19 protein-coding genes are annotated in these 21432 nt (G+C 69.4%); 7 read left to right on the top strand and 12 right to left on the bottom strand.

The features are described from left to right. Both PO605_RS08000 and PO605_RS07995 read right to left on the bottom strand, forming a co-directional pair. Positions 1 to 387 (bottom strand): DUF3703 domain-containing protein, encoded by a 387-nt coding sequence (locus tag PO605_RS08000; protein WP_016449914.1) that lies wholly within the window; start codon positions 385 to 387, stop codon positions 1 to 3. Further along, a complete protein-coding gene (locus PO605_RS07995; RefSeq protein WP_272206226.1) occupies positions 384 to 2594 on the bottom strand; it encodes a heavy metal translocating P-type ATPase in 2211 nt (736 codons plus the stop codon). The genes PO605_RS08000 and PO605_RS07995 overlap by 4 nt, the downstream gene beginning before the upstream one ends. 39 nt (positions 2595 to 2633) lie before the next feature. Between PO605_RS07995 and PO605_RS07990 the strand changes: the two genes are divergently transcribed. The 4 genes from PO605_RS07990 (at position 2634) to PO605_RS07975 (ending at position 5781) form a co-directional block, all read left to right on the top strand. Continuing rightward, positions 2634 to 3098 (top strand): Cd(II)/Pb(II)-responsive transcriptional regulator, encoded by a 465-nt coding sequence (locus tag PO605_RS07990; protein WP_012204764.1) that lies wholly within the window; start codon positions 2634 to 2636, stop codon positions 3096 to 3098. A 72-nt stretch (positions 3099 to 3170) separates the two neighbouring features. Beyond that, positions 3171 to 3974, top strand: a complete 804-nt coding sequence (locus PO605_RS07985; RefSeq protein WP_012204765.1) for an MlaE family ABC transporter permease — start codon at positions 3171 to 3173, stop codon at positions 3972 to 3974. A gap of 65 nt (positions 3975 to 4039) precedes the next feature. Then, entirely contained in the window at positions 4040 to 5032 is a 993-nt protein-coding gene (locus PO605_RS07980; RefSeq protein ID WP_013803088.1) for an MlaD family protein, read from the top strand. Then, positions 5029 to 5781: a hypothetical protein gene (locus PO605_RS07975; RefSeq protein ID WP_272206225.1), complete on the top strand. Its 753-nt coding sequence runs from the start codon at positions 5029 to 5031 to the stop codon at positions 5779 to 5781. Before PO605_RS07980 ends, PO605_RS07975 begins: the two co-directional genes overlap by 4 nt. A gap of 59 nt (positions 5782 to 5840) precedes the next feature. On the opposite strand, the gene PO605_RS07970 is transcribed toward PO605_RS07975, so the two are convergent. Next, positions 5841 to 6005 (bottom strand): hypothetical protein, encoded by a 165-nt coding sequence (locus PO605_RS07970; RefSeq protein ID WP_016449910.1) that lies wholly within the window; start codon positions 6003 to 6005, stop codon positions 5841 to 5843. A gap of 236 nt (positions 6006 to 6241) precedes the next feature. Then, entirely contained in the window at positions 6242 to 7270 is a 1029-nt protein-coding gene (locus tag PO605_RS07965) for a porin (protein ID WP_047469093.1), read from the bottom strand. Positions 7271 to 7798: 528 nt separating this feature from the next. Between PO605_RS07965 and PO605_RS07960 the strand changes: the two genes are divergently transcribed. Next, positions 7799 to 8437: a LuxR C-terminal-related transcriptional regulator gene (locus PO605_RS07960; RefSeq protein ID WP_016449908.1), complete on the top strand. Its 639-nt coding sequence runs from the start codon at positions 7799 to 7801 to the stop codon at positions 8435 to 8437. 26 nt (positions 8438 to 8463) lie between these two features. On the opposite strand, the gene PO605_RS07955 is transcribed toward PO605_RS07960, so the two are convergent. Next, positions 8464 to 11115, bottom strand: coding sequence for a hybrid sensor histidine kinase/response regulator (locus tag PO605_RS07955; protein ID WP_272206224.1), 2652 nt, complete (start codon positions 11113 to 11115; stop codon positions 8464 to 8466). A gap of 223 nt (positions 11116 to 11338) precedes the next feature. Between PO605_RS07955 and PO605_RS07950 the strand changes: the two genes are divergently transcribed. Both PO605_RS07950 and PO605_RS07945 read left to right on the top strand, forming a co-directional pair. Continuing rightward, entirely contained in the window at positions 11339 to 12667 is a 1329-nt protein-coding gene (locus PO605_RS07950; RefSeq protein WP_043791482.1) for a dicarboxylate/amino acid:cation symporter, read from the top strand. A gap of 296 nt (positions 12668 to 12963) precedes the next feature. Beyond that, on the top strand, positions 12964 to 13938 hold the full coding sequence (locus PO605_RS07945) for a DUF4434 domain-containing protein (RefSeq protein ID WP_047471919.1): 975 nt from the start codon (positions 12964 to 12966) through the stop codon (positions 13936 to 13938). Between the two features lie 16 nt (positions 13939 to 13954). On the opposite strand, the gene PO605_RS07940 is transcribed toward PO605_RS07945, so the two are convergent. The 7 genes from PO605_RS07940 to PO605_RS07910 all read right to left on the bottom strand — a co-directional run bounded on the left by PO605_RS07940 (position 13955) and on the right by PO605_RS07910 (position 21412). Continuing rightward, complete coding sequence (locus PO605_RS07940) at positions 13955 to 15100, bottom strand: acyl-CoA dehydrogenase family protein (RefSeq protein ID WP_047471917.1); 1146 nt, start codon at positions 15098 to 15100, stop codon at positions 13955 to 13957. Between the two features lie 26 nt (positions 15101 to 15126). Beyond that, positions 15127 to 15828 (bottom strand): alginate O-acetyltransferase AlgF, encoded by a 702-nt coding sequence (locus PO605_RS07935; protein WP_047471915.1) that lies wholly within the window; start codon positions 15826 to 15828, stop codon positions 15127 to 15129. A gap of 17 nt (positions 15829 to 15845) precedes the next feature. Continuing rightward, complete coding sequence (locus PO605_RS07930) at positions 15846 to 17309, bottom strand: AMP-binding protein (protein WP_047471911.1); 1464 nt, start codon at positions 17307 to 17309, stop codon at positions 15846 to 15848. 69 nt (positions 17310 to 17378) lie between these two features. Further along, positions 17379 to 17618 (bottom strand): acyl carrier protein, encoded by a 240-nt coding sequence (locus PO605_RS07925; RefSeq protein WP_016449889.1) that lies wholly within the window; start codon positions 17616 to 17618, stop codon positions 17379 to 17381. Between the two features lie 22 nt (positions 17619 to 17640). Further along, positions 17641 to 19221 carry an MBOAT family O-acyltransferase gene (locus tag PO605_RS07920; protein ID WP_047471910.1) on the bottom strand — a complete coding sequence of 527 codons (1581 nt, stop codon included), beginning with the start codon at positions 19219 to 19221 and terminating at the stop codon, positions 17641 to 17643. Positions 19222 to 19234: 13 nt separating this feature from the next. Beyond that, a complete protein-coding gene (locus PO605_RS07915; protein ID WP_272206223.1) occupies positions 19235 to 20368 on the bottom strand; it encodes an alginate O-acetyltransferase AlgX-related protein in 1134 nt (377 codons plus the stop codon). Positions 20369 to 20371: 3 nt separating this feature from the next. Further along, positions 20372 to 21412, bottom strand: a complete 1041-nt coding sequence (locus tag PO605_RS07910) for an alginate O-acetyltransferase AlgX-related protein (protein WP_047472457.1) — start codon at positions 21410 to 21412, stop codon at positions 20372 to 20374. Positions 21413 to 21432 lie beyond the last annotated feature (20 nt).

The raw sequence follows: 21432 nt of genomic DNA, 5'->3' as shown, positions 1-21432 counted from the left end.
TCAGGTGCGGGCCCTCTGCCCGGGCGGGCGGCGCGTGGTGCGCAGTGCCTCGGCGATCAGCGCCGATATGGCGGGTGGCATGTCCATGGGCAGGGTGGCCGGCACCGTGGTGCGGCCGGTGTTGCCGCGCGGCAGCCGGTCCAGCAGATGGCCTGCGGGCACCAGGGCCAGGCGCAGCAGCTGGCCGGCGACCTCCCTGCCGTCGCGCAGCTGCAGCGCGTGGCGCAGCATCCAGCAGTGGGATCGCCAGTGCAGGCCCAGCAGCTGCTGGCCCAGCACATGGCTGGCCTCCAGCAGCAGCCAGCGCTGTGCGGGCGCCTGGTCCTGGCTTGAACGGAAGCTGTGCAGCAGGTGGGTGAAGGCGGCGCGGCGCTGGGCGTCGGTCATGCCGCCTCCCTGTCGCTGCCCCAGCGGCGCAGCCGCAGGCCGTTGCCGACCACCAGCAGGCTCACGCCCATGTCCGCCAGCACGGCCAGCCACATGCTGGCGTTGCCGGCCAGGGCCAGCGCGAAGAACACCAGCTTGACGCCCAACGACAGGGCGATGTTCTGCCAGAGCACGGCGTGGGCGCTGCGCGACAGTTCCACCACTTCGGGCAGGCGGCGCAGGTCGTCGTTCATCAGCACCACGTCGGCGGTTTCCATGGCCATGCCCGTGCTGTGCATGCCGCCCATGGCAAAGCCGATGTCGGCCTGGGCCAGTGCCGGTGCGTCGTTGATGCCGTCGCCCGTCATGGCGGTGGGGCCGCGGGTGCGTTGCAGCTCGGCCAGTGCGTCGAGCTTGTCCTGGGGCAGCAGGCCGCCGCGTGCGTCCTGGATGCCGGCTTCGGCAGCGATGGAGCGCACGGTGGCCGTGTTGTCGCCGCTGAGCACCACGGGCTGCACGCCCAGGGCCTGCAGGCGTGCCACGGCCTCGCGGGCCTGAGGCCGCAGCGGGTCGGCCACGGCGAACAGGGCCCGCACGCCGCTGCTGTTGGCCAGCAGGGTCACGGTGCGGCCCTGGGCCTCATGGGTGGCCAGGCTGGCACGCAGCGCGGCGCTGTCCCAGCCTTGCTCCTGCACCCAGCGCAGGTTGGCCAGGGTCCAGAGCTGGCCGTCGATCTCGGCCTGCACGCCACGGCCGGGCAGGGCCAGCAGCTTGCTGACCGAGGCCCGCGCGGCATCGGCGGCCACGGCGGCGTCGGCCTGGAGGCCGGAAGCAATGGCGCGCGAGACCGGGTGGTCCGAGCGGCCGGCCAGGGCCAGGGCGCGCGCGGCGGGCAGGGCGGGGCCAGGGGCGGCGTCCCGGGCTGCATCCTCTTCGCTCCAGGACTTCCATTCGACCAGCTTCGGGCTGCCCGTGGTCAGCGTGCCGGTCTTGTCCAGGGCAATGGCGCGCAGCTTGCGCGCCGATTCCAGCGCCTGGCCGCCCTTGATCAGCAGGCCGCGGCGTGCAGCCGCCGTGAGCGCGCTGACCACGGTGACGGGGGTGGACAGCACGAGGGCGCAGGGGCAGGAGATGACCAGCAGGGCCAGCGCCTGGTAGGCCGCGTCATGCCAGCTCCAGTCCATGACCAGCGGCGCCAGCACCGCCAGCGCAATGGCCAGCACCAGCACGATGGGCGTGTAGACGGCGGCAAAGCGATCGACGAAGCGCTGGGTGGGCGCCTTGGAGGCCTGGGCCTGCTCCACGGCGTGGACGATGCGCGCGATCAGGCTGTCATTGGCCGCCGAGGTGACGCGCATCTGCAGCTCGCCATCCTGGTTGATGCTGCCGGCGTAGAGCTCGTCGCCCGGGGCCTTGTCGGCCAGGGCGCTTTCTCCGGTGATGGGCGCCTGGTTGACTGAGCTTTGGCCTCGCAGGACCACGCCGTCCAGCGGCACGCGCGCGCCGGGGGCCACGCGCACGGTGGCGTCCAGCGCCACGTCGGCGGCCGCCACGCGCTGAACGCTGCCGTCGGGCTGCAGGACGTCGGCCGTCTCGGGCGCCATCTGCAGCAGGCTGCGGATGGCATTGCGCGCGCGGTCCATGGCCTGGTCCTCGATGCGCTCTGCCGCGGCGTACAGGGCCATGACCATGGCGGCCTCGGGCCACTGGCCGATGGCGAAGGCTCCCGTGACGGCAATGGCCATCAGCGCATGGATGCCCAGCTTTAGGCGCAGCACGTCGTGGATGCCGGCCTTGTAGACGCCCAGGCCCGACAGGGCAATGGCCAGCACGGCCGCGGCCATGCCGCCGTATTGCAGGGCCGGCACGCCGCCCTGGGAGCCGCTGAGCCAGTGGGCGGCTTCGGCCAGCACGGCTGCAATCAGCGCGGCCGTGATGCGCGGCCAGCCGGGCAGCACGCTGTGGTCGTGGCCGGCATGGGGATCGCTCTCGTCGTGACCGTGGTCATGGTCGTGGTCATGGGCGTGGGCGTGATCGTGGCCCTCGCCGTGCGCATGCGAGTGGCCATGGGCCTTCTTGCGGGCCGGCGTGGGCTGGGTGATGGTGAAGGGCGCGCAGCAATCGGTGCCGCAGGCGGAAGACGGCGAAGTCGAGGCGGGCGTGGAATGGGCTGGGAAGGCTTTCAGGGCCTCGTTGCCCTGAGGGCTTGGCAGGCGATTGGAGTTCATGCGAGCATTGGAAACGGTGAAGTCACTTCAAGGTCAAGCATGTCACAGCATGAATCTGCGCGCTGGCGCATCGGCGAGGCGGCCAAGCGTTCCGGCGTGGCCGCCGCCAACATCCGCTACTACGAGAAGGAAAGGCTGCTGAGCGCGGGCGTGCGCGAGGACAACCAGTACCGGCTGTACAGCGACAGCGATGTGCACCGGCTGCGCTTCATCCGCCTGTGCCGCGCCATGGACATGTCGCTGGACGAGGTGCGCACCCTGCTGGCGCTGGACGGCGCCAGCAAGGCCGACTGCGTGGCCGCCAACGAAACCCTGGATGCGCACCTGGGCCATGTGCGCGAGCGCCTGGCCGAGCTGCGCGCGCTGGAGCATGAGCTGATGCAACTGCGCAGCCAGTGCGACGGGTCGGCCAGCTACTGCCATCTGATCGAGGCCCTGCATGCCCAGGCCGACGAGCCGCTGGCGCCTGCCCTGGGCAGCTCCGGCGCCAAGCGCCATGTGTAGCGCCGTCCGCGGCTGCCTGTCTTGCGCCGGCGTCCGACGGACCGTCCCGGTACGGCTCGCTATCATCGACCGATGAGCCTCAGCCACGCAGCCCTGTCCCTTCCCGACCGCATCTGGGCGGCGCTGCGCGACCATGCGCTGGCCTGGTGGCGCAGCGTCTACCTGGGCGCCGTGCTGCTGGTGCTGGCCATGTCCCCTTCCAGCTACCGGCGCGGCGCGCGGCGTGCCATGGCGCACCAGATCTATGTGCAGACCGGCCCCATCCTGCTGGGTTTCACGGCGCTTGCGGCCCTGCTGTGCGCGGTCATCACGCGCATCGTCATCGTCACGGCGCTGAGCTATGGGCTGTCGCGCTATGCGCTGGAGATGGTGGTGCGCGTGCTGGTGATCGAGCTGATCCCGCTGACGGCCGCGCTGTTCGTGGCCATGCGCTGCACCATTCCCAACGGCACGCTGATTGCGCAGCTGCGCGCGCGGGGCCAGCTCCAGGCCTGGCAGGAGCGCGGCTCCGATCCGCTGCGCATGGCCCTGGTGCCGCGCGCCGCCGGTGGCGTGTTTGCCTCGGTCACGCTGGCCGTGCTCAGCTGCGTGGTGGCCCTGGTCACCGTCTACCTGAGTGTCTATGGCTTCACGCTGGCGGGCCTGCCCGGCTACACGCGCATCTTCGGCCAGATCTTCACGCCGGCCGTGACCCTGGTCTTCGTGCTCAAGACCTGGTTCTTCAGCCTCACCGTGGCCATCATGCCCATGGCTTCCGGCCTGTATGCGCCGCTGCGGCGCCACCGGCTCGGCGGCGCGGCGCTGGGCGGCTTTGCGCGCATGTTTGCCGTGCTGCTGGTGATCGAGGTGATCTCGCTCATGGGCAACTACTACTGAGCACGCCCGCTGAACTCCACGAACCCCACATGCACGGCAAGGCCCGTGCCAGAACAAGGAATGCCATGACCGATACGCGGCGCACGCCGCCAGACCCCTGGGACGGCGAGGAAATCGAGGCCCTCAAGCCCGTGGCGCACCTGCGCGCCAAGGCCGCGGGCCTGCTGCTGTTCACGCTGGTGCTGATTCTTGGATCGGCCCTGTACCTGCTGTACTCGCGCGGCGTGTTCGACGCCACGCAGCGCCTGGTGCTCACGGCCGACGACTCCGAGGGCGTGAGCGTGGGCATGGACATGACTTTCTCGGGCTTTCCGATCGGGCGCGTGCGCCGCATCGAGCTGGCCGAGGACGGCAATGTGCGCATCCTCATCGACGTGCCGCGCAAGGACGCGCACTGGCTGCGCGAGTCCAGCGTCTTCACCCTGGTCAAGGGGCTGGTGGGTGGCACCACCATCAAGGCCTACAGCGGCATCCTCAGCGATCCGCCGCTGCCCGACGAGGCCGTGCGCCCCGTGCTGCGCGGCGATGCCACGGCCGAGCTGCCGCAGATCATGTCCACGGCCAAGGAAGTGCTGGGCAACATCGCCCAGCTCACCGCGCCGGATTCGGCCCTGGGCGGGTCGCTGACCGAGCTGCGCGGCCTGGCCGGCCGGGCCCAGGGGCCGGGCGGCGTGCTGGGCGTGGTCATGGGCAGCGAGCAGGAGGCGCGCAAGGTCACGGCCCTGCTGGACCGCGCCAATGCTACGCTGGCCCGCATGGAGCGCATGGTGGCGCGGGCCGACAGCCAAGTGTTCGACGCCGGCGGCGTCATGCCCGAGGTGCGTTCCACCGTGGTGCAGCTCAACGGCCTGCTGGCCGACACGCGCCGCACGCTGGGCAAGGTGGACGCCGTGCTGGCCGAGGCCCAGGCCGTGGGCTCCAATGCGCGCGAGGCCACGGCGGACCTGGGTGCCCTGCGCGCCGAGGTGGAGGGCAACCTGCGCCGCCTGGAAGGCGTGCTGGCCGACCTGCAGCGCAAGTGGCCGTTTGCCCATCAACCGGAGTTGAAGCTGCCATGAGTGCTGCCGCCAAGAAACTTTCTGCCGCAACCCTCCTGGCGCGCCATGCCGGCGCCGTGCTGACCGTGGTGCTGGCCGGCTGCAGCAGCCGCCCGCCCGCACCGGACTGGGCGCTGAATGCCGAATCTGCGTCCCAGCGCGCCTCCACCGCCTACCTGGAAGGCCGCCAGCGCGTGCAGGCCCTGGAATGGGACAAGGCCCGCGCCGAAGTGGCCGCCACGGGCCGCACCGACCTGGCCGCGCGTCTGGAGCTGATGCGCTGCGCGGCCCAGGTGGCCAGTCTCGAATGGGACGACTGCCCCGGCTACCAGGCGCTGGCGCTTGACGCGGCGCCGGCGGAGGCCGCCTATGCGCGCTATTTGCAAGGCAGGCCCCGGCCCGAAGACATTGCGCTATTGCCGGAACTACAGCGCCCCGTGGCGCAGGCGTTGCTGGGTGTGCCTGCCTCGGCGTTGGCCGCCGTGGGCGCCATCAAGGAGCCGCTGCCCCGGCTGGTGGCGGCCGGCGCGGCCTTGCGGGCGGGGGCGGCACAGCCGCAGTTGCTGGAGCTGGGTGCCGAGACCGCCTCGGCCCAGGGTTGGCGCCGTGCGGTGATGGCCTGGCTGCAGCTGCAGGCCAGGGCCCATGATCAGGCGGGCGAGGTGGACAAGGCCCAGGCCGTCAGGCGCAGGCTGGCGCTGCTGGAGAAGACGGCCAGCGGTGGGGGCGCATCGGCAGGTACATCAACCGGCGCATCGGCCGGCAAATGAAAACAGCGCCAGTCCGAAAGGGATGGCGCTGAGCAGGCATTTGCAGGCGCTTGCAGGGCCTACATCGACGACAGCAGGGCGCCCGGGTCTTTTTGCAGCAAGGTGTCTGCGGCCGGGGCGGCGCTGTCCAGCCACAAGGTGGCAACGCTGGCTGCGACGGCAAGCAATACCGTGGCGGTGAAGGCAATGAAGGGATGACGTCCGAAGGGGCTGGGTCTGCGCATGGTGCACCTCCTGTCTGGCAGCGCAGGCAGAGCATGGGGCTGGGCCTGGACTCCATTGCACACCGGATTGCGCAGCGTGGCTGTCGGACAATCGCTTTCTCTCTTGACGTTTGTGAAAAAAGCGGTGGGAGAAATTCCCTATCGATCTTCAGAAGGCCGAAAAAAAAGCGAGGCAGGGCCTCGCTGAAAGTTCGGGACGTAAGTCCCCGGCCCGTGCTGGCAGGCCAGGCGTCGCCTTAGAAACGGTGGCGGATACCCGCTATCAGGCTAGTGCCCGACTTCAGGTCCGTGATCCGGTCGTGCATCAGCACGGTGTACACATCGGTGCGCTTGGACAGGTAGTGGTCGTAGCCCAGGCTGGCCGTGGTGCGCGTGGAGTCCACGGCGCCGACTCCGGCCTTGGTGCGGGCCAGGGCTGCCTTGATGGTGCCGGCGCTGCTCACGGGCACGTCCAGGCCCAGCGAGTAGGTGCTGTTCTTGCGGTCCAGGTCCTTGACCTTGGCCTGGCCGTAGGTCGCGTACAGCTTGGCCACTTCGAAGTTGTAGGTGCCGCCCAGCATCCAGTCGGTCTTGGTGGGCATGACGGCCAGGCTCACGGGGTTGCTGATCTGGGCGCGTTCGTAGAAGGCCACCAGGCTCAGCGGGCCGCCGAAGTACATGGCGTTCACGCCGATGTTCTTCTTGCCGGAGTCGCCGCCCTTTTCACCGAACTGGTAGTGGACGTTGGCCTGCAGGCCGCCGAACTTGGGCGTGCTGTAGACGATCTGGTTGCTCCAGCCGGTGTCCGACGGCGTGGTCAGGTTGGCCGAGCCCCAGGCTGCCGTGCCCACGTTGGCGTGCAGCACCAGCGGGGAGATGGTGAAGGAGTCGCCGAAGGGGTTGGTCAGGATGGTGGGCAGGAAGTTGGGCGCCATGCCGCGGCCCAGGCGCACCGTGCCGAAGCCGCCGGACAGGCCGACGTTGGCATCGCGCGAGAAGTACGGGTCGCCGTCGAAGCGGCCGGGGCTGCCGGTGTCCACGCGCATGAAGGCCGTCAGCTGGAAATCGACCTTCAGGCCGCCGCCCAGGTCTTCCTGGCCCTTCATGCCCCACCAGGAGGTGGTCATGCCGCCCGAACCCACGACGCCCTTGCCGCTGGCGTCGCCAGCCATGCGCATGGAGCCGGCATAGGCGTCCACCAGGCCTGTCAGCTGGACCGAGCTTTGGGCGTGTGCAGCGCCGGCGCAGGCCAGTGCAGCGGCCAGTGCGATGAAGGAACGTTTCATGTTGAGGAGTCTTTCATTGTTGGATAGTGGAAACGGTTGGCCAGTGCTGTGACCGGGGCAGACGATGAGGCAAACGCCCTGGGCGGGCTATGTGGCAAACCTGGGACAGTGGCGTTTTCGCATCAGGGTCCGGCCGGTGTCGGCGTGCCTTTGCGGTGCGCGCGCGAGGCAGTCCAGACTGGCTAAGCCGCGTATTACAACGCATCCCAGCCATTGCACCGGCCAGAAAGTGGTGTCTTTGACACAGTTATGACGAAACTTAATTTGTGTTTTGCACTCTCGCGGCTTGAACGCTGCCGTGCACTGGGTTGGGGCCGGGGCACCAGGCCTGTGCAGCAGGTCCTTGCAAGAGGGCTCAAAGGTCAATTCAGGGCTCCTTGTTCGTCGGTTGGAGGAAGATTTCCGCCTGTTGCCAGGCCTGTGGCTGCAACTGATTGCAAACGGCGTGCCAGCCTGCAACCCGGCCACCGGCCTCCACGGGGGGCCATGAGCCGGGCATGTGTTTGCAGACGTGTCAGACTCGCGCCCATGTCCGAATCCACCCTGCTCGTTGCCGATGACCACCCGCTGTTCCGCGCTGCGGTGATCCATGTGCTGCGCGAGGCCCTGCCGCAGTTCGCCGTGCTGGAGGCCGCAAGCGCTGCGACCCTGGGGGCGGCGCTGCAGCAGCACCCCGAGATCGAACTGGTGCTGCTGGACCTGGCCATGCCGGGCGCGCGCGGCTTCTCCGCGCTGCTGCATGTGCGCGGCGAGTACCCCGACATTCCGGTGGTGGTGATCTCATCCAACGACCATCCGCGCGTGATCCGCCGTGCCCAGCAGTTCGGTGCCGCGGGCTTCATTCCGAAATCGGCGCCGGCCGAGGCCATAGGCACGGCCCTGCAGGAAGTGCTGGACGGCGGCAGCTGGTTCCCGCCCATGGCCGCCGAGCGCTCCGAGGCCGACGCCGCGCTGGCCGCGCGGCTGGCCCAGCTCACGCCCCAGCAGTTCCGCGTGCTGCTGTGCCTGGCCGACGGCCTGCTCAACAAACAGATCGCCCATGAACTGGGGCTGGCCGAGAACACCGTCAAGGTGCATGTGACGGCCATTCTCAAGAAGCTGGAGTGCTACAGCCGCACGCAGGCTGCCGTGCTGGTCAAGAGCCTGGAGAACGACGGCACGGCCTGAACTCCATGCCGCGGCGTGCCGTGTCCCTACCGGTGGCGCAGCAGCATCTGGCTCATGAGCGCACGCAGTGCGGGCGGGCGCACGGGCTTGGCCAGAAAGCCCCAGCCGCGCTCGGCCGCCTGGCGGCGCAGCATGCCGTCGCGCTCGGCCGTGACCAGGATCACGGGCGGCGACTGGCCCCAGCGCTGGCACAGTTGCGCGTAGACATCGGGGCCGTGCAACTGGCCCAGGCGCACATCGAGCAGCACCAGTTGCGGTGCCTCGCCGGGCGCGGCCAGCGCCAGCGCCTCGGCCGGGCCGCCGGCCAGCGGCACGCTGCAGCCCCAGCGCTGCAGCAGGGCGCGCATGGCGGTGCAGGACTGGGGATCGTCCTCCACATACCAGGCGTTCATGCCTTGCAGCGGTGCATCCTGGTCCGGGTCGCCGGTCTGCGCGCTTGCGGCGATCTGCGGCACGGCGCCCGGGTCGCCCAGCGGCACGCAGACCCAGAACACGCTGCCCTGGCCCAGTTGCGAGCGCAGGCCGATCTCATGGCCCAGCAGCCGGCCCAGGCGCTCGACGATGGCCAGGCCCAGCCCGGCTCCACGGTCGTCGCCATGGCCCTCGTCCAGGCGGCGGAATTCCTCGAAGATCTCGTGCTGCAGGCTCTCGGGAATGCCCGGTCCCTGGTCGTGCACCTCGATGCGCAACTGCTGGCCCTGGCGCCGGCAGCCGATGACGATGCGGCCCTGGCGCGTGTAGCGTATGGCGTTGGACAGGAAGTTCTGCAGGATGCGGCGCAGCAGGGCCTCGTCGCTGCGCACCACGCAGCGCGTGTCCACCGCGCTCAGGCGCAGGCCCCGGCTTTCGGCCAGGATGCCGAAGTTGTGGCGCATGACCTGCAGCAGCGGGCCCAGCGCGAAGTCGCGCACGCGCACCTCCAGCTGGCCCGATTCCATGCGCGAGATGTCCAGCAGGCTGCCCAGGATGGCGTCCTGCGCGGCCAGGGCGCCGTCGATGCTGTCGGCCACGTGGCGGCCCGCCTCGTCATGCAGATGGCTGCGCAGCAGGGAGCTGAACATGCGCGCGGCGTTCAGAGGCTGCAGCAGGTCGTGCACGGCAGCGGCCACGAAACGGGTCTTGTAGCGGTTGGCCTGCTCGGCCTCGCGCTTGGCCTCGGCCAGGTCGCGCGTGCGCTCGGCAATGCGCTGCTCCAGCGCATCGGCCAGCGAGCGCAGCTCGCGTGCGGCGTTCTTGTAGCTGGTGATGTCGGCATAGCTGGTGACGAAGCCGCCGTCGGGCAGGGGGTTGCCGCGGATCTCCAGCACCGTGCCGTCGTCCTTGGTGCTTTCGCGCAGGTGCGGGCTGCCGCTGCGCAGATGCTGCAGCCGCCGGTGGATGGCCTCTTCGATGGGGCCGGGCCCCAGCAGGCCGCGCCGGGCGTTGTACCGAAACAGGTTCTCTATGGGCTGGCCCGTGCGCAGCAGTTCGGAGGGAAAGCGGAACAGCTCCACGTAGCGCGAGTTCCAGGCCACCAGGTTGAGGTCGGCATCGATCACCACCACGCCCTGGGGCAGGTGCTCCAGGCTGCGGCTCAGTCCCGTGTCGGCCTGGCGCGCGGCCTGGACGATGCCGTCCTGGGCCGTGCGCAGCTCCTGGGCATGCTGGCGCAGCACGGTCTCCAGCTCCAGGCGGCTGCGCAGGCGCAGCGCGGCCAGCCGCCTGCGCTGGCGCACGAACAGCACCAGCATGCCCAGGGCCAGCCAGCCCCCCGCCGCGGCCGCCGCCGCCCAGCGGCTGGCCACGGTGCTGGCCTGCGTGTCATGCAGCAGGTGCAACTGCCAGTCGCTGCCGGGCAGGGGCAGGGTCTGCCACAGCGTGGTGCCGGGCAGGGCGGGTTCCTGCATCTGCACCAGGCGGCTGCCTTGCTCCAGGCCCTGGCGCACCCGGTAGCGCATGGGGTGCAGTTCCTGGTCGATGTACTGGCGCGTGGCGGTCAGGTCCGCCTCGTCGGCGGGGCTCAGGGGTGACAGCAGGCGGTAGCGCCAGCCGGGCTGGCTGGCCAGGAAGACCACGCCGTGCTCGTCCGAGGCCATGACCACGTCAGGCGTCTGCAGCCATTCGCGCTCCAGCTCCAGCAGCGCGATCTTGATCACCACCAGGCCCGCGACGGCGTTGTGCTCGTCCAGGATGGCCTGCGACAGGAAGTAGCCCGGCAGGCCCGTGGTCAGGCCAATGCCGTAGAACCGCCCGCTGCCGCGCGACAGCGCCTGCTGCACATAGGGCCTGAAGCTGTAGTCCACGCCCACGTTGCTGCGCGTCTCGCGCCAGTTGCTGGCGGCCAGGGCCGTGCCGTGGCGGTCGATCAGGGTCAGCGTGGACGACTGGCTGGCGCCGTTGGCCTGCTCCAGCTTGCGGTTCAGGGCATCGACCTCGGCGGCGGACAGCGGGTGGGTGAGGGCGGCGCGCAACTGCGCATCCAGCGCCAGCACCTCGGGCAGGGTTCGGTAGCGGTCTATGCGCTGGCCCAGGGCCTGGGCGTAGAGGCTGAGCTGGCGCTGCACGCTTTCGGCCTCGCCGCGCAGGGCGCGGTGGTAGACCAGCTCCCCGGCCAGCAGCATGCAGGCGAGCATGCCGCCGAACAGCAGCAGCAGGGTCCAGAAGGAGCGGCGTGAAGGGCGTCGAACGGGTTGGGGCATGGTGGTCTGGGCCCGATTGGGCGCCAGCTTGGTGCCTTCCAGGGACGGGAAGGGGTTGGGGATTACCCTGATTCTGCGTCCATTCTCCCTGGGAGAGCGCCTGCGCCTAATACCAATAGGTTATCGGCGCCGGAGGATGCCAGCGGTACAACCTGCACCTTCCCGCAACTTGCCGCACCTCGGTGGTGCGTCAACCCCACAGAAATCCTGCCGGAGCCGCACCATGCATGCCGTCCCCACCCACGCCGCCAGCCCCGAGCGGCTGCCCTTCTACCGCCAGCTGTATTTCCAGGTGGTGGTCGCCATCGTGGCGGGCGTGCTGCTCGGCCACTTCGAGCCCCAGTACGCCGAGCAGTTCAAGCCGCTGGGCGACGCCTTCATCAAGCTGGTGAAGATGATCATCGCGCCGGTGATCTTCCTGACCATCGTCACCGGCATTGCGGGCATGACGCACCTGCGCACGGTGGGCCGGGTGTTCCTCAAGGCCATGGCCTACTTCCTGTTCTTCTCCACGCTGGCCCTGGTGGTCGGCATGGTGGTGGCGCACGTGGTGCAGCCTGGCGCGGGCATGAACATCAACCCGGCCGACCTGGACCAGGCCGCCGTCAAGGGCTATGTGGCCAAGTCGCATGAGCTGACGCTCACCGGCTTTGCCATGGACATCATCCCCAAGACGCTGGTCAGCCCCTTCGTGGGCGACAACATCCTGCAGGTGCTGTTCGTGGCCGTGCTGTTCGGCATCTCGCTGGCCATGGTCGGCGACGCCGGCAAGCCCGTGCTCAACTTCCTGGAGGCGCTGACGGCCCCCGTGTTCAAGCTGGTCGGCATCCTGATGAAGGCTGCGCCGCTGGGCGCCTTCGGCGCCATCGCCTTCACCATCGGCAAGTTCGGCCTGGGTTCGCTGGTCAACCTGGCCTGGCTGGTGGGCTCGTTCTACATCACCTCGCTGCTCTTCGTGGTCGTGGTGCTGGGCTTCGTGGCGCGGCTGTGCGGCTTCTCGGTGCTCAAGCTGGCACGCTACCTGAAGGCCGAGCTGCTGCTGGTGCTGGGCACCTCGTCCTCGGAATCGGCCCTGCCTTCGCTGATGCAGAAGATGGAGCGCGCCGGCTGCGGCAAGTCCGTCGTGGGCCTGGTCGTTCCCACGGGCTACTCCTTCAACCTGGACGGCACCAACATCTACATGACGCTGGCCGCGCTGTTCATCGCCCAGGCCACCAACACCCACCTGACCCTGGGCCACGAGATCGCGCTGCTGCTGGTGGCCATGCTCAGCTCCAAGGGCGCTGCCGGCGTGACCGGCGCGGGCTTCATCACGCTGGCCGCCACGCTGGCCGTGGTGCCCGAGGTGCCGGTGGCGGGCATGGCCCTGATCCTGGGCGTGGACCGCTTCATGAGCGAGTGCCGCTCGCTGACCAACTTCATGGGCAACGCCGTGGCCACCGTGGTGGTCTCGCGCTGGGAAAACGAGCTGGACTACAGCAAGCTCAACGCCGCCCTGGACGGAGAGCCTGTGCAGGCCCTGCCTTCCGAGGCCGCCGTGGCCAAGGCCTGAGAACGCCCTTGCCAGGGCAAGGGCCGGCAACGGCCTACCCGCCAATGCCTCGCGCCACCCCAGGGTGGCGCGAGGCATTTCTACTTGATCCAATGGCGGCAAGCCCTTGCCTGGTTCGGGCCGACAGTACATCTGCGCGGACATCGTCCCCTTGGCTCCAATTCATCGTCGGTTCTGATTCAACCCTCAGCCCGGCCGGGTCAACCCCCGCTGGGCCGGCCCCCTTGGGACGGGGCGGTGCCGCTTGGCTGTATTCTTGGCGCTTGCCTTCACGCAGCCTTGCGGCCGTCCCCAACATGCATTTGTCCAGACGCGAATTCCTCGGCGCCGGCGTGGCCGCCGCCTGTGCCTCGCTGGTCGGTTGCGCGGCCTCGGCGCCCGTGTCGGGCAGTTTCCTGCAGCCGTGGCGCAGCCATCTGGAGATGCCGCGCGACCAATGGCGCCAGCGCCTGGCCGCCACCCAGGCGCTGGGCTGCCGCGAGCTGTTCGTGCAATGGAGCGGCCTGCTGGGCGATACCGAGGCGGACAGCTGGATGCTGGCCGACGCGCAGATCGCCGACCTGCTGGACATCTGCACCGAACTGGGCATGGGCGTGCACCTGGGCCTGCCCTATGACGAGCGCTGGTGGAAGCAGATCAGCCTTGACAACGCCGCAGGCCCTGCGCCTTACCTTGCGCATATCGCCGAGCTGGGCACCAGCCACATGTACGCCAGCACCTGGCCGCGCCATGCGGCCTTTCGCGGCTGGTACATCCCCTACGAGCTGGAGCAGTACCACTGGGCCGCGCCCGAGCGCATCGAGCTGCTGGTGAGCGCGCTGCAACCGCTGGCCCAGGCGGCAGCGGCCACATCCGGCCAGGTGCCCGGCATCTCCACCTATTTCAGCCAGCTGCAGACCCTGGGCAGCCTGCCCACGCTGTGGAGCATCCTGCTGGACCGCGTGTCCCTGCGCCCCATGGTGCAGGACGGCGTGGGCGTGGCGGGCCTGGGCAACTACGAGGCGCTGGCGCCGCTGCAGCAGATGCTGCTGGAGCGCAGGGCGCCGTTCGATCTCATCGTGGAGCTGTTCGAGCAACTGCCGCCCGCGCGGCCCGATGGCTCGGACTTCCAGGCGCGCACGGCCAGCTTCGAGCGCGTGCGTCGCCAATGGGACGTGGCCCGCGACTACGGCGCCCAGCGCGTCGTTGCCTTCGCCATCGATCCCTGGGTGCTGAACGACACGCCCGAAGCCCGGCAACTGCTGCGCGGGTGGAAATCCGCCGCGCGCTGAGCGGCAGGCGGCCGGGTCAGAAGCGCTTGGCGATGATCTCTCGCAGGATCTCGCTGCTTCCGCCGAAGATGCGCAGTGCCCTTGCATCGGCCCAGGCACGGCCGATGCCGTATTCCGCCATGTAGCCGTAGCCGCCGTGCAGCTGCAGCAGCTCGTCCAGCACCTGGCCCTGCAGCTCGGTGGCGTTGAGCTTGGCCATGGCGGCGGTGACGGAGTCCAGCGAGCCTTCCAGGTGCTGGGCCAGGCAGTCGTCCAGGAAGACGCGCAGCATGGTGGTCCTGGCCAGGGCGTCGGCGAACTTGAAGCGGGTGTTCTGGTAGTCGAGCACGCGGCGCCCGAAGACCTTGCGGTTGCGCACGAACTCGGCAGCCTCGTCCAGCATGCCTTCGGTGGAGGCCGCCGCACGCAGCGCGATCGCCAGCCGCTCCTGCGCCAGCTCCTGGGTCACATGCTCGAAGGCTGCGTTCTCGCGCCCCAGCAGGTGGTCGGCCGGCAGGTGCAGTTCGTCGAAGAACAGCTCGCAGGTGTCCTGGCTGTGCTGGCCTATCTTGCGCAGCGCCGGTCCCTTGCCCAGGCCCTTCATGCCTTCTTCCACCACGAACAGCGACAGGCCGCGCGCGCCCAGGTCGGGCTCGGTGCTGGCCAGCACCACCATCAGGCCGGCGTTGACGCCGTTGGTGATGAAGGTTTTCTGTCCGTTGAGCACGTAGCCGCCGCCCTCACTCTCGCTCTTGCGCAGGGCGCGCGTGCGCACGGCCTTGAGGTCGCTGCCCGCGCCAGGCTCGGTCAGGGCGATGGCGCCTATCAGCTCGCCCGTGGCCATGCGCGGCAGCCAGCGGTCCTTCTGCACCTGCGTGCCGAAGTTCCAGAGATAGGGGGCCACCATGTCGGAATGGATGGAAAAGCCGATGCCCAGGCAGTTGGCGCGCGCCAGCGCCTCGATGACCACGGCCGCGTGGCCGAAGTCGCCGCCCTGGCCGTAGGGCGGGGGCAGGTCGCAATTGAGCAGGCCGCTGTCGCCAGCCTTGCGCCACAGGGCGCGCGGCGTGATGCCCTCTGCCTCCCAGTCATTGATGTGGGGCAGGATCTCGGTGGCCACGAATCGGTCCACCTGTTCCTTGAACAGCAGGTGGTCTTCACGCAATACGGAGCGGGTGCGCATGTCTGTGTCGGTCTCCTTGGGCTGGGTCAGGGGCGATAGGTGTCGGTGGCGCTGGCCTGGCCGCGCAGCACGGGTGCGGCGGCCGTACCCGTCATGAACAGGCTGTAGTGGTCGCCCGGCTGCAGCTGGGGCAGTGCCAGCGGCGCGCTGGCCGCAGTGGCGCAGATGGCGGCAAGCTGGGCGCTGACCGGGTTGATGGAGCGGCTGGCCGACCTGGCGGGCGCCACGCCCGTGAACAGCGGCGTGCCCGTGCCGGCGATCTTGAGCCCGCCTTCGGTGCAATCGTCGATCAGGTTGTAGAAGCGCAGCTCGGCCTTGAGCGCGTCCTGGCTGCCGCCGGAGTCGTCGATGGCCGTGAAGCGCGTGGCCGCGTTCTTGCCCTGGCGCTGCGGCACCAGGGTGGTGAAGCTGCCCGGCGCCACCTTCATGCTGCTGGCGCTCTTGCCGTCCAGCTGGATGGCAAAGGGCGTGTCGCCCTTGACGATGGCGTAGCTGCTGGCCGGCTTGCTGCCGGACAGCGTCTGCTCGGGGCCGTCGGCGATCTTCACGCGCAGGCTGCCCGCGTCGGGGTGGACCACGCGCACGAAGGACGAGCCTGCGGGGGGGCGCGCGGCGTACAGCTGGGCCAGCGTGCCTTCGGCATGCGCTGCAGGCAGGCAGGACAGGGCCCCCAGCCCGGCCAGGGTGAACAGTGCTTGGCGCCTCACAGCGGAAAAAACGGAAGTCATGCCTGCAGATCCTTGTTTCATTGGGCGGGGCGCATGCGCGAGTCGAGGTACATGCGCTCCAGTTGCTTGCGGTCGGCCTTGTCAGTCTGCGTCAGCGGAAAGCCGTGGCAGGCCAGCAGTTCCGACGGAATCATGTAGGGCGGCACGCGCTGGGCCAGCAGTTCGCGCCATCCGGCCAGGTCTTCGGGCAGGGGCTGCATGCCGGGCGGGCCGCTGCGGTCCAGGTCCACGAAGCCGATCATGCGCACGATGAAGCCATCGGGCCGCTTGAGTGCCACCGCCGCGCCTGCGCGCACGCCGGGCAGGGTGGCCAGCACGGCATCGACCTCGGCCAGCTCGATGCGGTAGCCGTGCATCTTGATCTGGTCGTCGCGCCGGCCGTGGAAGGTGACCAGGCCCTCGCCGTCGATCTCGCCCAGGTCGCCCGTGCGGTAGCCGCGCTTGCCGTTGCGCATGAACATGCGTGTGGCGTGCAGGTCGGGGCGGTTGAGGTAGCCGCGCATCACGTGGTCGCCGGCCACGCAGATCTCGCCTTCGTCCAGGAAGACGTCGGCATAGGGCTTGGCCCGGCCGATGGGAAAGGGCAGCGGCGCGCGCTGGCGCAGCGCGGGGTCGATCTCCACCCAGGTGGTGGAGCAGGTGGCCTCGGTGGGGCCGTAGGAGTTGATGATGCGCGCCTGGGGAAAGCGGCTCCACAGCGCCTCGGCCACGGTGGGCGTGAGCGATTCGGCGCCGAAGACGAAGACGCGCAGGTCGGGCAGGTGCTGCTGGTCGAAGTCGGCATCCAGCAGCTGCTGGCGCACGAAGGAGGGCGTGGATGCCCAGACGTTCACATGGGTGCGCGCCAGGTAGGCGGCAAAGGCCTGGCGGTCGGCAATGGTCTCGCGCGCGCACAGCACGCAGGCACCGCCCGTGACCAGGGCGCCCATCCAGTTGAACAGCGAAAAGTCGAAGCTGAACAGCATCTGGTCCATGAACACCGGCGCCTCGCCCAGGGCCAGGCAGTCGCGTATCCAGCCGGCGAACAGGCCCAGGCTCTCGCGCCCGATCTGCACGCCCTTGGGATCGCCCGTGCTGCCCGAGGTGAACATGATGTAGGCCAGCGATTTTTCCTGCAGCGGCTGCGCGGCGATGCCGGTGTCCAGGAAGCTGCGGGCCTGCGCGTCGTAGTGCAGGCCGGCCTGCACCAGCGTGGCGATGCGCGCCATGCGCTCGGGCGGGTTGATCACGTCCACCGGCACGAAGGGCACGCCCAGGCGCAGGCAGCCGAGGATGGCCACGAGGAACGCGGTCTCCTTGTGCCCCGTGATCAGCAGCGGCTCGTCGCGGCGAGCGCCGCGCGCCAGCGCCTGCTGCTCCCATCGCGCCACGGCCTGGGCCAGTTGCTGCCAGTCCAGCGTGCCGGCGGCATCGATGACGGCCGGCCGCTGCGTGCCGGCGTCGGGCTCGATGAAGTCGAAGCGGTCAAAACTGAATCGCATGCGGGCTCCTTGCGGCGGTGGGTGGATGGGGATGGCTGCGCAGGCCGGGCCGACAGTGCCGGCGTCTCATCACGCCTTGCGCTGCTCGGCCACGTACTGCGCCAGCGTTTGCACGGACTCCAGGTGCAGGTCGATCTCCGATGGCGGTATCTTGACGCCGAATTCCTTCTCGATGGCCAGGGCCACGTCCACGGCGGACAGCGAGTCCACCAGGCCCGATTCGAGCAGCAGCGTATCGGGCTCGACCGAGGTCAGGATGATGGCTCCGATGATCTGGGCAATCTTGGTTTCGATGTCATTGTGGGACATGCTTTTTTCTCCAACAGGCGTTTCAGAACTGGAAATACAGGAAGCGGGTTTCCTTGTGCAGGTTGACCAGGCACAGGAAGAGCAGGACCAGGGTCACGGCCGTCCAGCCCGCGCTGGGGCGCCAGCGCATCCAGGCCTGGGGCGCCTCCTGCACCTTGAACATGGCGGGCGAGAAGCGGCCCAGGATCTGGTGGGCATTGGGCGTGAACCAGGCAATGGCCAGCAGCAGCAGCACCAGGGCCAGCTGCATATGGTGGCCTATGGCCAGGCGGATGGCATCGCCCATTGCCAGGCCCTGGACGTGGGACAGCGACTCCAGCGCCTCCACGCCGCGCAGGCCGGCCATGCCCTTGAGCAGCAGCATGGCGTCGCCCACGCCGTGGGCGCGGAAGAAGGTCTGTGCGATGAGCACGGCGATGAAGGTGATGACAACGCACAGCGCCTGCACGCCCCGGCCCGATTTGCGGGCGGCGGCCGGCTTGCGGCTGACCACGAAGATGCGCCAGGCATGGTTGACCGACAGGTAGAAGGCATGCAGCAGACCGAAGATCACGTACTGCAGGCCGGCGCCGTGCCAGATGCCCGCCAGCCCCATGGTGAACAGCGTGGGCACGACGATGGTGGCCGCAAAGCCGCCCGGCGTGCGCGCGGCGCTCGATCCCACGGACAGCCCGCGCTTTTCGCGTGCGCGCGAGATGGCCATGGCCACGGGGTAGTACAGGTAGGCCGTGAGGTAACGCGTCAGCGTCATGTGCCAGCGCGCCCAGAAGTCGATGATGCTGCCGGCCTTGTAGGGCGAGTTGAAGTTCAGCGGGAAACGGATGCCGAACATGCGCGCCAGGCCCAGGGCCATGTCCGAATAGCCCGAGAAGTCGAAGTACAGCTGCAGCGCGTAGCTGAGGCTGGCGCCCCAGGCGGCCCAGAACTGCAGCTCGCCGGGCGCGGCGAAGCCGGCGTCCGCATAGGGTGCGATCTCGTCGGCCAGCAGCACCTTCTTGGCCAGGCCGATCACGAACAGCGTGCCCCCGATGGACAGGTTGTCCGCGCGGAACCGGTAGTTATCCGGCTGCGCGAACTGCGGCATCATTTCCTTGTGGTGCAGGATGGGCCCCGCGATCAGGTGCGGGAAGAAGGTCACGAACAGCACGTAGCTGAGCAGGCTGCGTTCCTTGACGATGCCCGAGCGGCAGTCCAGCAGGTAGCCGATCTGGGTGAAGGTGAAGAACGAGATGCCCAGGGGCAGGATCAGCTCGTGCATGCCGCCCTGCGTCAGCCCCCATTCGCCCAGGAAGTTGAACAGCGTGGCGAAGTACTTGTAGTGGAACAGTGCCGCCAGGTCCGCGCCCACGCCCAGCGCAGTCACCAGCCCCTGCAGCCGCGCATGGCCGGCAAAGCGCAGGATCAGCCGGCTCACCACGTAGTTGAAGGCAATGGACAGGGCCAGCAGGGCGACGAACTGCGGGTTCCACCAGCCATAGAAGACGAAGGACGTCAGGCACAGCCAGAACGCGGCCAGCCGCAGGCTGATGGCGCCGGCCAGGTAGTGGCCCGCCAGCGCGATGGGCAGGAACAGCAGCAGGAAAAGATAGGAGTTGAACAGCATGTAGCGGGCGGTTTCACGCAGGCGGGGAGGCGGCGTCCAGCTCCTTGAGCGCCGCTTTTTCATCGTCCGTCAGGGGCAGGGACAAGGTGTTTTCCGAGAACTCCCAGATCACCAGCCGCAGGCTGGCCGGCCAGGAGGCGCGGCGCTTGAGCGCGGCCACCATGGCGCCGCTGAACTGGCCGCCATCCATGCTGAGGTTCCAGACTTCATGGCCCAGCGCGCGGCCCAGCTGTGGCGCGAAATTGCTGCGCAGGCCGTTGGAGCTGCCGGCCAGCAGCACCTGCACGGGCGGCGTCTCGTCCAGCAGGCCGCCGCCGCGCACGGGGGTGATGGCCTGGGGGCGTATTTCGTCGCGCTGCGGGCGCCAGCCTGCCGGTGCGTCGGCCAGGCCGGCCAGGGCCAGCAGGTCGCCGGGCAAGGGCTGCAGCGGCCCGGGTGCAGACTCCTCGAAGGCCTGGCTGCCGCGCTGCCCGCCCAGCAGCGGCAGCGCGGCCCGGGCCACGGCCAGGGCGGCGGCGCGTGCGCCCTCGGCGTTCATGTGCACGTCGGTGCGAAAGAACACGGGCTGCGTCTGTTCCTGGGCCTGCAGGGCGGGGCGCAGGTCGGCAAAGGCAATGCCGTCGGCCTGCAGGCGCTGCTGCCACAGGTCCAGGCGCTGGAGCATCACGGGTGCCACGGGCAGGCCGCACAGGTGGTCGGCCTCGATGCGCGACTTGTCGGGCACGGCCACCACCAGGGTGGCAATGCCCTTGTCCTGCAACTGCCGTGTCCAGTGGCGCAGCAGGCGCTGGCGCGCCTCGAAGGGCGCGGCGCCTACCCCGGGCTGGGGCCGCAGGCCGTCGCGGTAGAACATCCACTGCGGGCAGCCCAGGGCCACCTGCGCGCCTGTATCGCCCAGCAGGCGATAGCGCAGCGCGGCCTGGCCGGTTTCCAGCGAGGACTGCGCAGGCAGGCGCAGGCCCTTGTTCAGCGCCGTGCCCGCGCGGCCATCGAGCCAGGCCGACAGCTGCAGCTCGCCGGCCTTGGGGCCGTGGCGGGCCAGCGACCAACCACCCCAGGCCAGGCCCGACAGCAGCAGGGCGCCCCAGATCCAGGCATTGCGCCGGTGGCCCTTGTCGGTTTGCAGGTCTTGCGCGGCTTGGTCCACGGGTCAGCCCTTGAGTGCGGCGCGCAGCCGCTCCAGCCAGGTGGCGTTGGGCATGAGCGAGGCGTTGTCCCACTGGCCGGCCGCGTTGGGGCCGTAGCTGTAGGTGGGCTCGAACATCTGCCACACCAGCACCTGGGGCTTGTGGGACTTGAAGGCCGGCGACTCCAGGTACTCCAGCAGCATGGTCCACTGGCCCACGTTGCCGGGCTTCCAGTTCAGCGAGACCGGGCGGTCCAGCAGGTTGGAGAGCTTTTGCGGGAAGCCGAAGTAGGGCTGGACCATGCTGTGGCCGGTGACATGGACGGGGGCGGGCTCATCGTCGAGCAGGCCCTTGGCCGGAGCCTGGCGGCGCACGGTATAGACCTCGCGGCCGATCTGCTTGCGCTCCTCGGCGGTCAGAAACAGCTCGGCCAGGTCGCCATAGCGGCGCTCGGTGACGGTGTCGCCCAGGGCCAGGCCGCTGCCGGCGCTGCCGGCCAGCTGGGGCACCTCGCCCTGGACCATGCGGGCGGTGGCCTCGGCCGTGGCGTCGGCTGCCGCCTGGGTCCAGTGCTGGTCGGTGCGGTAGAACACGTCCTTGCCGCTGTCGCGCACGGTGCGCAGCACGGCCTCGTCGTCGAAGCTGGGAATGCCTGCGCCCTGCAGCGCCTGCAGCACCTGCTTGTAGCGGCCCTGGACATCGGCGCTCATGGCCTTGCCATCGGGCATTTTGTCAGCGTAGAAGCGCACCTTGTCGGGCAGCAGCAGCACCTGCAGCTTCACGCCGCGCGCGGCCAGCAGGTTGCGCGCCTCGGTGATCAGCCGCGTGGATTCCGTGATGCCGGCGCGGTCCACCTGGGTCAGGCTGCCCCAGCCCGGAAACAGCCACCCGTCCTTGCCCCTGAGAACGATGGAGGAGCTGTCCTGTGCCTGGGCCTGAGCCGTACCCTGCGCTGCCAGCGCGCCCAGCACCAGGGCGCAGCCGGCCAGCCCGCGTGCGGCGCGCGCCATGCCCGAGCGCAGTCCGTGCAGGGCGGGGCGGGGTGCTTGCTTGGTCGAATCCATGGGAGCTTTCTCCTTTTCTC

Source organism: Delftia sp. DT-2, from assembly GCF_028401915.1.
Lineage (GTDB): Bacteria > Pseudomonadota > Gammaproteobacteria > Burkholderiales > Burkholderiaceae_C > Comamonas > Comamonas tsuruhatensis.
This window is presented reverse-complemented; position numbering and strand designations above follow the sequence as displayed.

Coding starts and splice junctions, on each gene's coding strand:
- PO605_RS07925 (WP_016449889.1), bottom strand. CDS start 17,618: ATGTCCCACAATGACATCGAAACCAAGATTGCCCAGATCATCGGAGCC.
- PO605_RS07965 (WP_047469093.1), bottom strand. CDS start 7,270: ATGAAACGTTCCTTCATCGCACTGGCCGCTGCACTGGCCTGCGCCGGC.
- PO605_RS07955 (WP_272206224.1), bottom strand. CDS start 11,115: ATGCCCCAACCCGTTCGACGCCCTTCACGCCGCTCCTTCTGGACCCTG.
- PO605_RS08000 (WP_016449914.1), bottom strand. CDS start 387: ATGACCGACGCCCAGCGCCGCGCCGCCTTCACCCACCTGCTGCACAGC.
- PO605_RS07990 (WP_012204764.1), top strand. CDS start 2,634: ATGTCACAGCATGAATCTGCGCGCTGGCGCATCGGCGAGGCGGCCAAG.
- PO605_RS07995 (WP_272206226.1), bottom strand. CDS start 2,594: ATGAACTCCAATCGCCTGCCAAGCCCTCAGGGCAACGAGGCCCTGAAA.
- PO605_RS07975 (WP_272206225.1), top strand. CDS start 5,029: ATGAGTGCTGCCGCCAAGAAACTTTCTGCCGCAACCCTCCTGGCGCGC.
- PO605_RS07910 (WP_047472457.1), bottom strand. CDS start 21,412: ATGGATTCGACCAAGCAAGCACCCCGCCCCGCCCTGCACGGACTGCGC.
- PO605_RS07970 (WP_016449910.1), bottom strand. CDS start 6,005: ATGCGCAGACCCAGCCCCTTCGGACGTCATCCCTTCATTGCCTTCACC.
- PO605_RS07930 (WP_047471911.1), bottom strand. CDS start 17,309: ATGCGATTCAGTTTTGACCGCTTCGACTTCATCGAGCCCGACGCCGGC.
- PO605_RS07980 (WP_013803088.1), top strand. CDS start 4,040: ATGACCGATACGCGGCGCACGCCGCCAGACCCCTGGGACGGCGAGGAA.
- PO605_RS07985 (WP_012204765.1), top strand. CDS start 3,171: ATGAGCCTCAGCCACGCAGCCCTGTCCCTTCCCGACCGCATCTGGGCG.
- PO605_RS07945 (WP_047471919.1), top strand. CDS start 12,964: ATGCATTTGTCCAGACGCGAATTCCTCGGCGCCGGCGTGGCCGCCGCC.
- PO605_RS07950 (WP_043791482.1), top strand. CDS start 11,339: ATGCATGCCGTCCCCACCCACGCCGCCAGCCCCGAGCGGCTGCCCTTC.
- PO605_RS07940 (WP_047471917.1), bottom strand. CDS start 15,100: ATGCGCACCCGCTCCGTATTGCGTGAAGACCACCTGCTGTTCAAGGAA.
- PO605_RS07920 (WP_047471910.1), bottom strand. CDS start 19,221: ATGCTGTTCAACTCCTATCTTTTCCTGCTGCTGTTCCTGCCCATCGCG.
- PO605_RS07960 (WP_016449908.1), top strand. CDS start 7,799: ATGTCCGAATCCACCCTGCTCGTTGCCGATGACCACCCGCTGTTCCGC.
- PO605_RS07935 (WP_047471915.1), bottom strand. CDS start 15,828: ATGACTTCCGTTTTTTCCGCTGTGAGGCGCCAAGCACTGTTCACCCTG.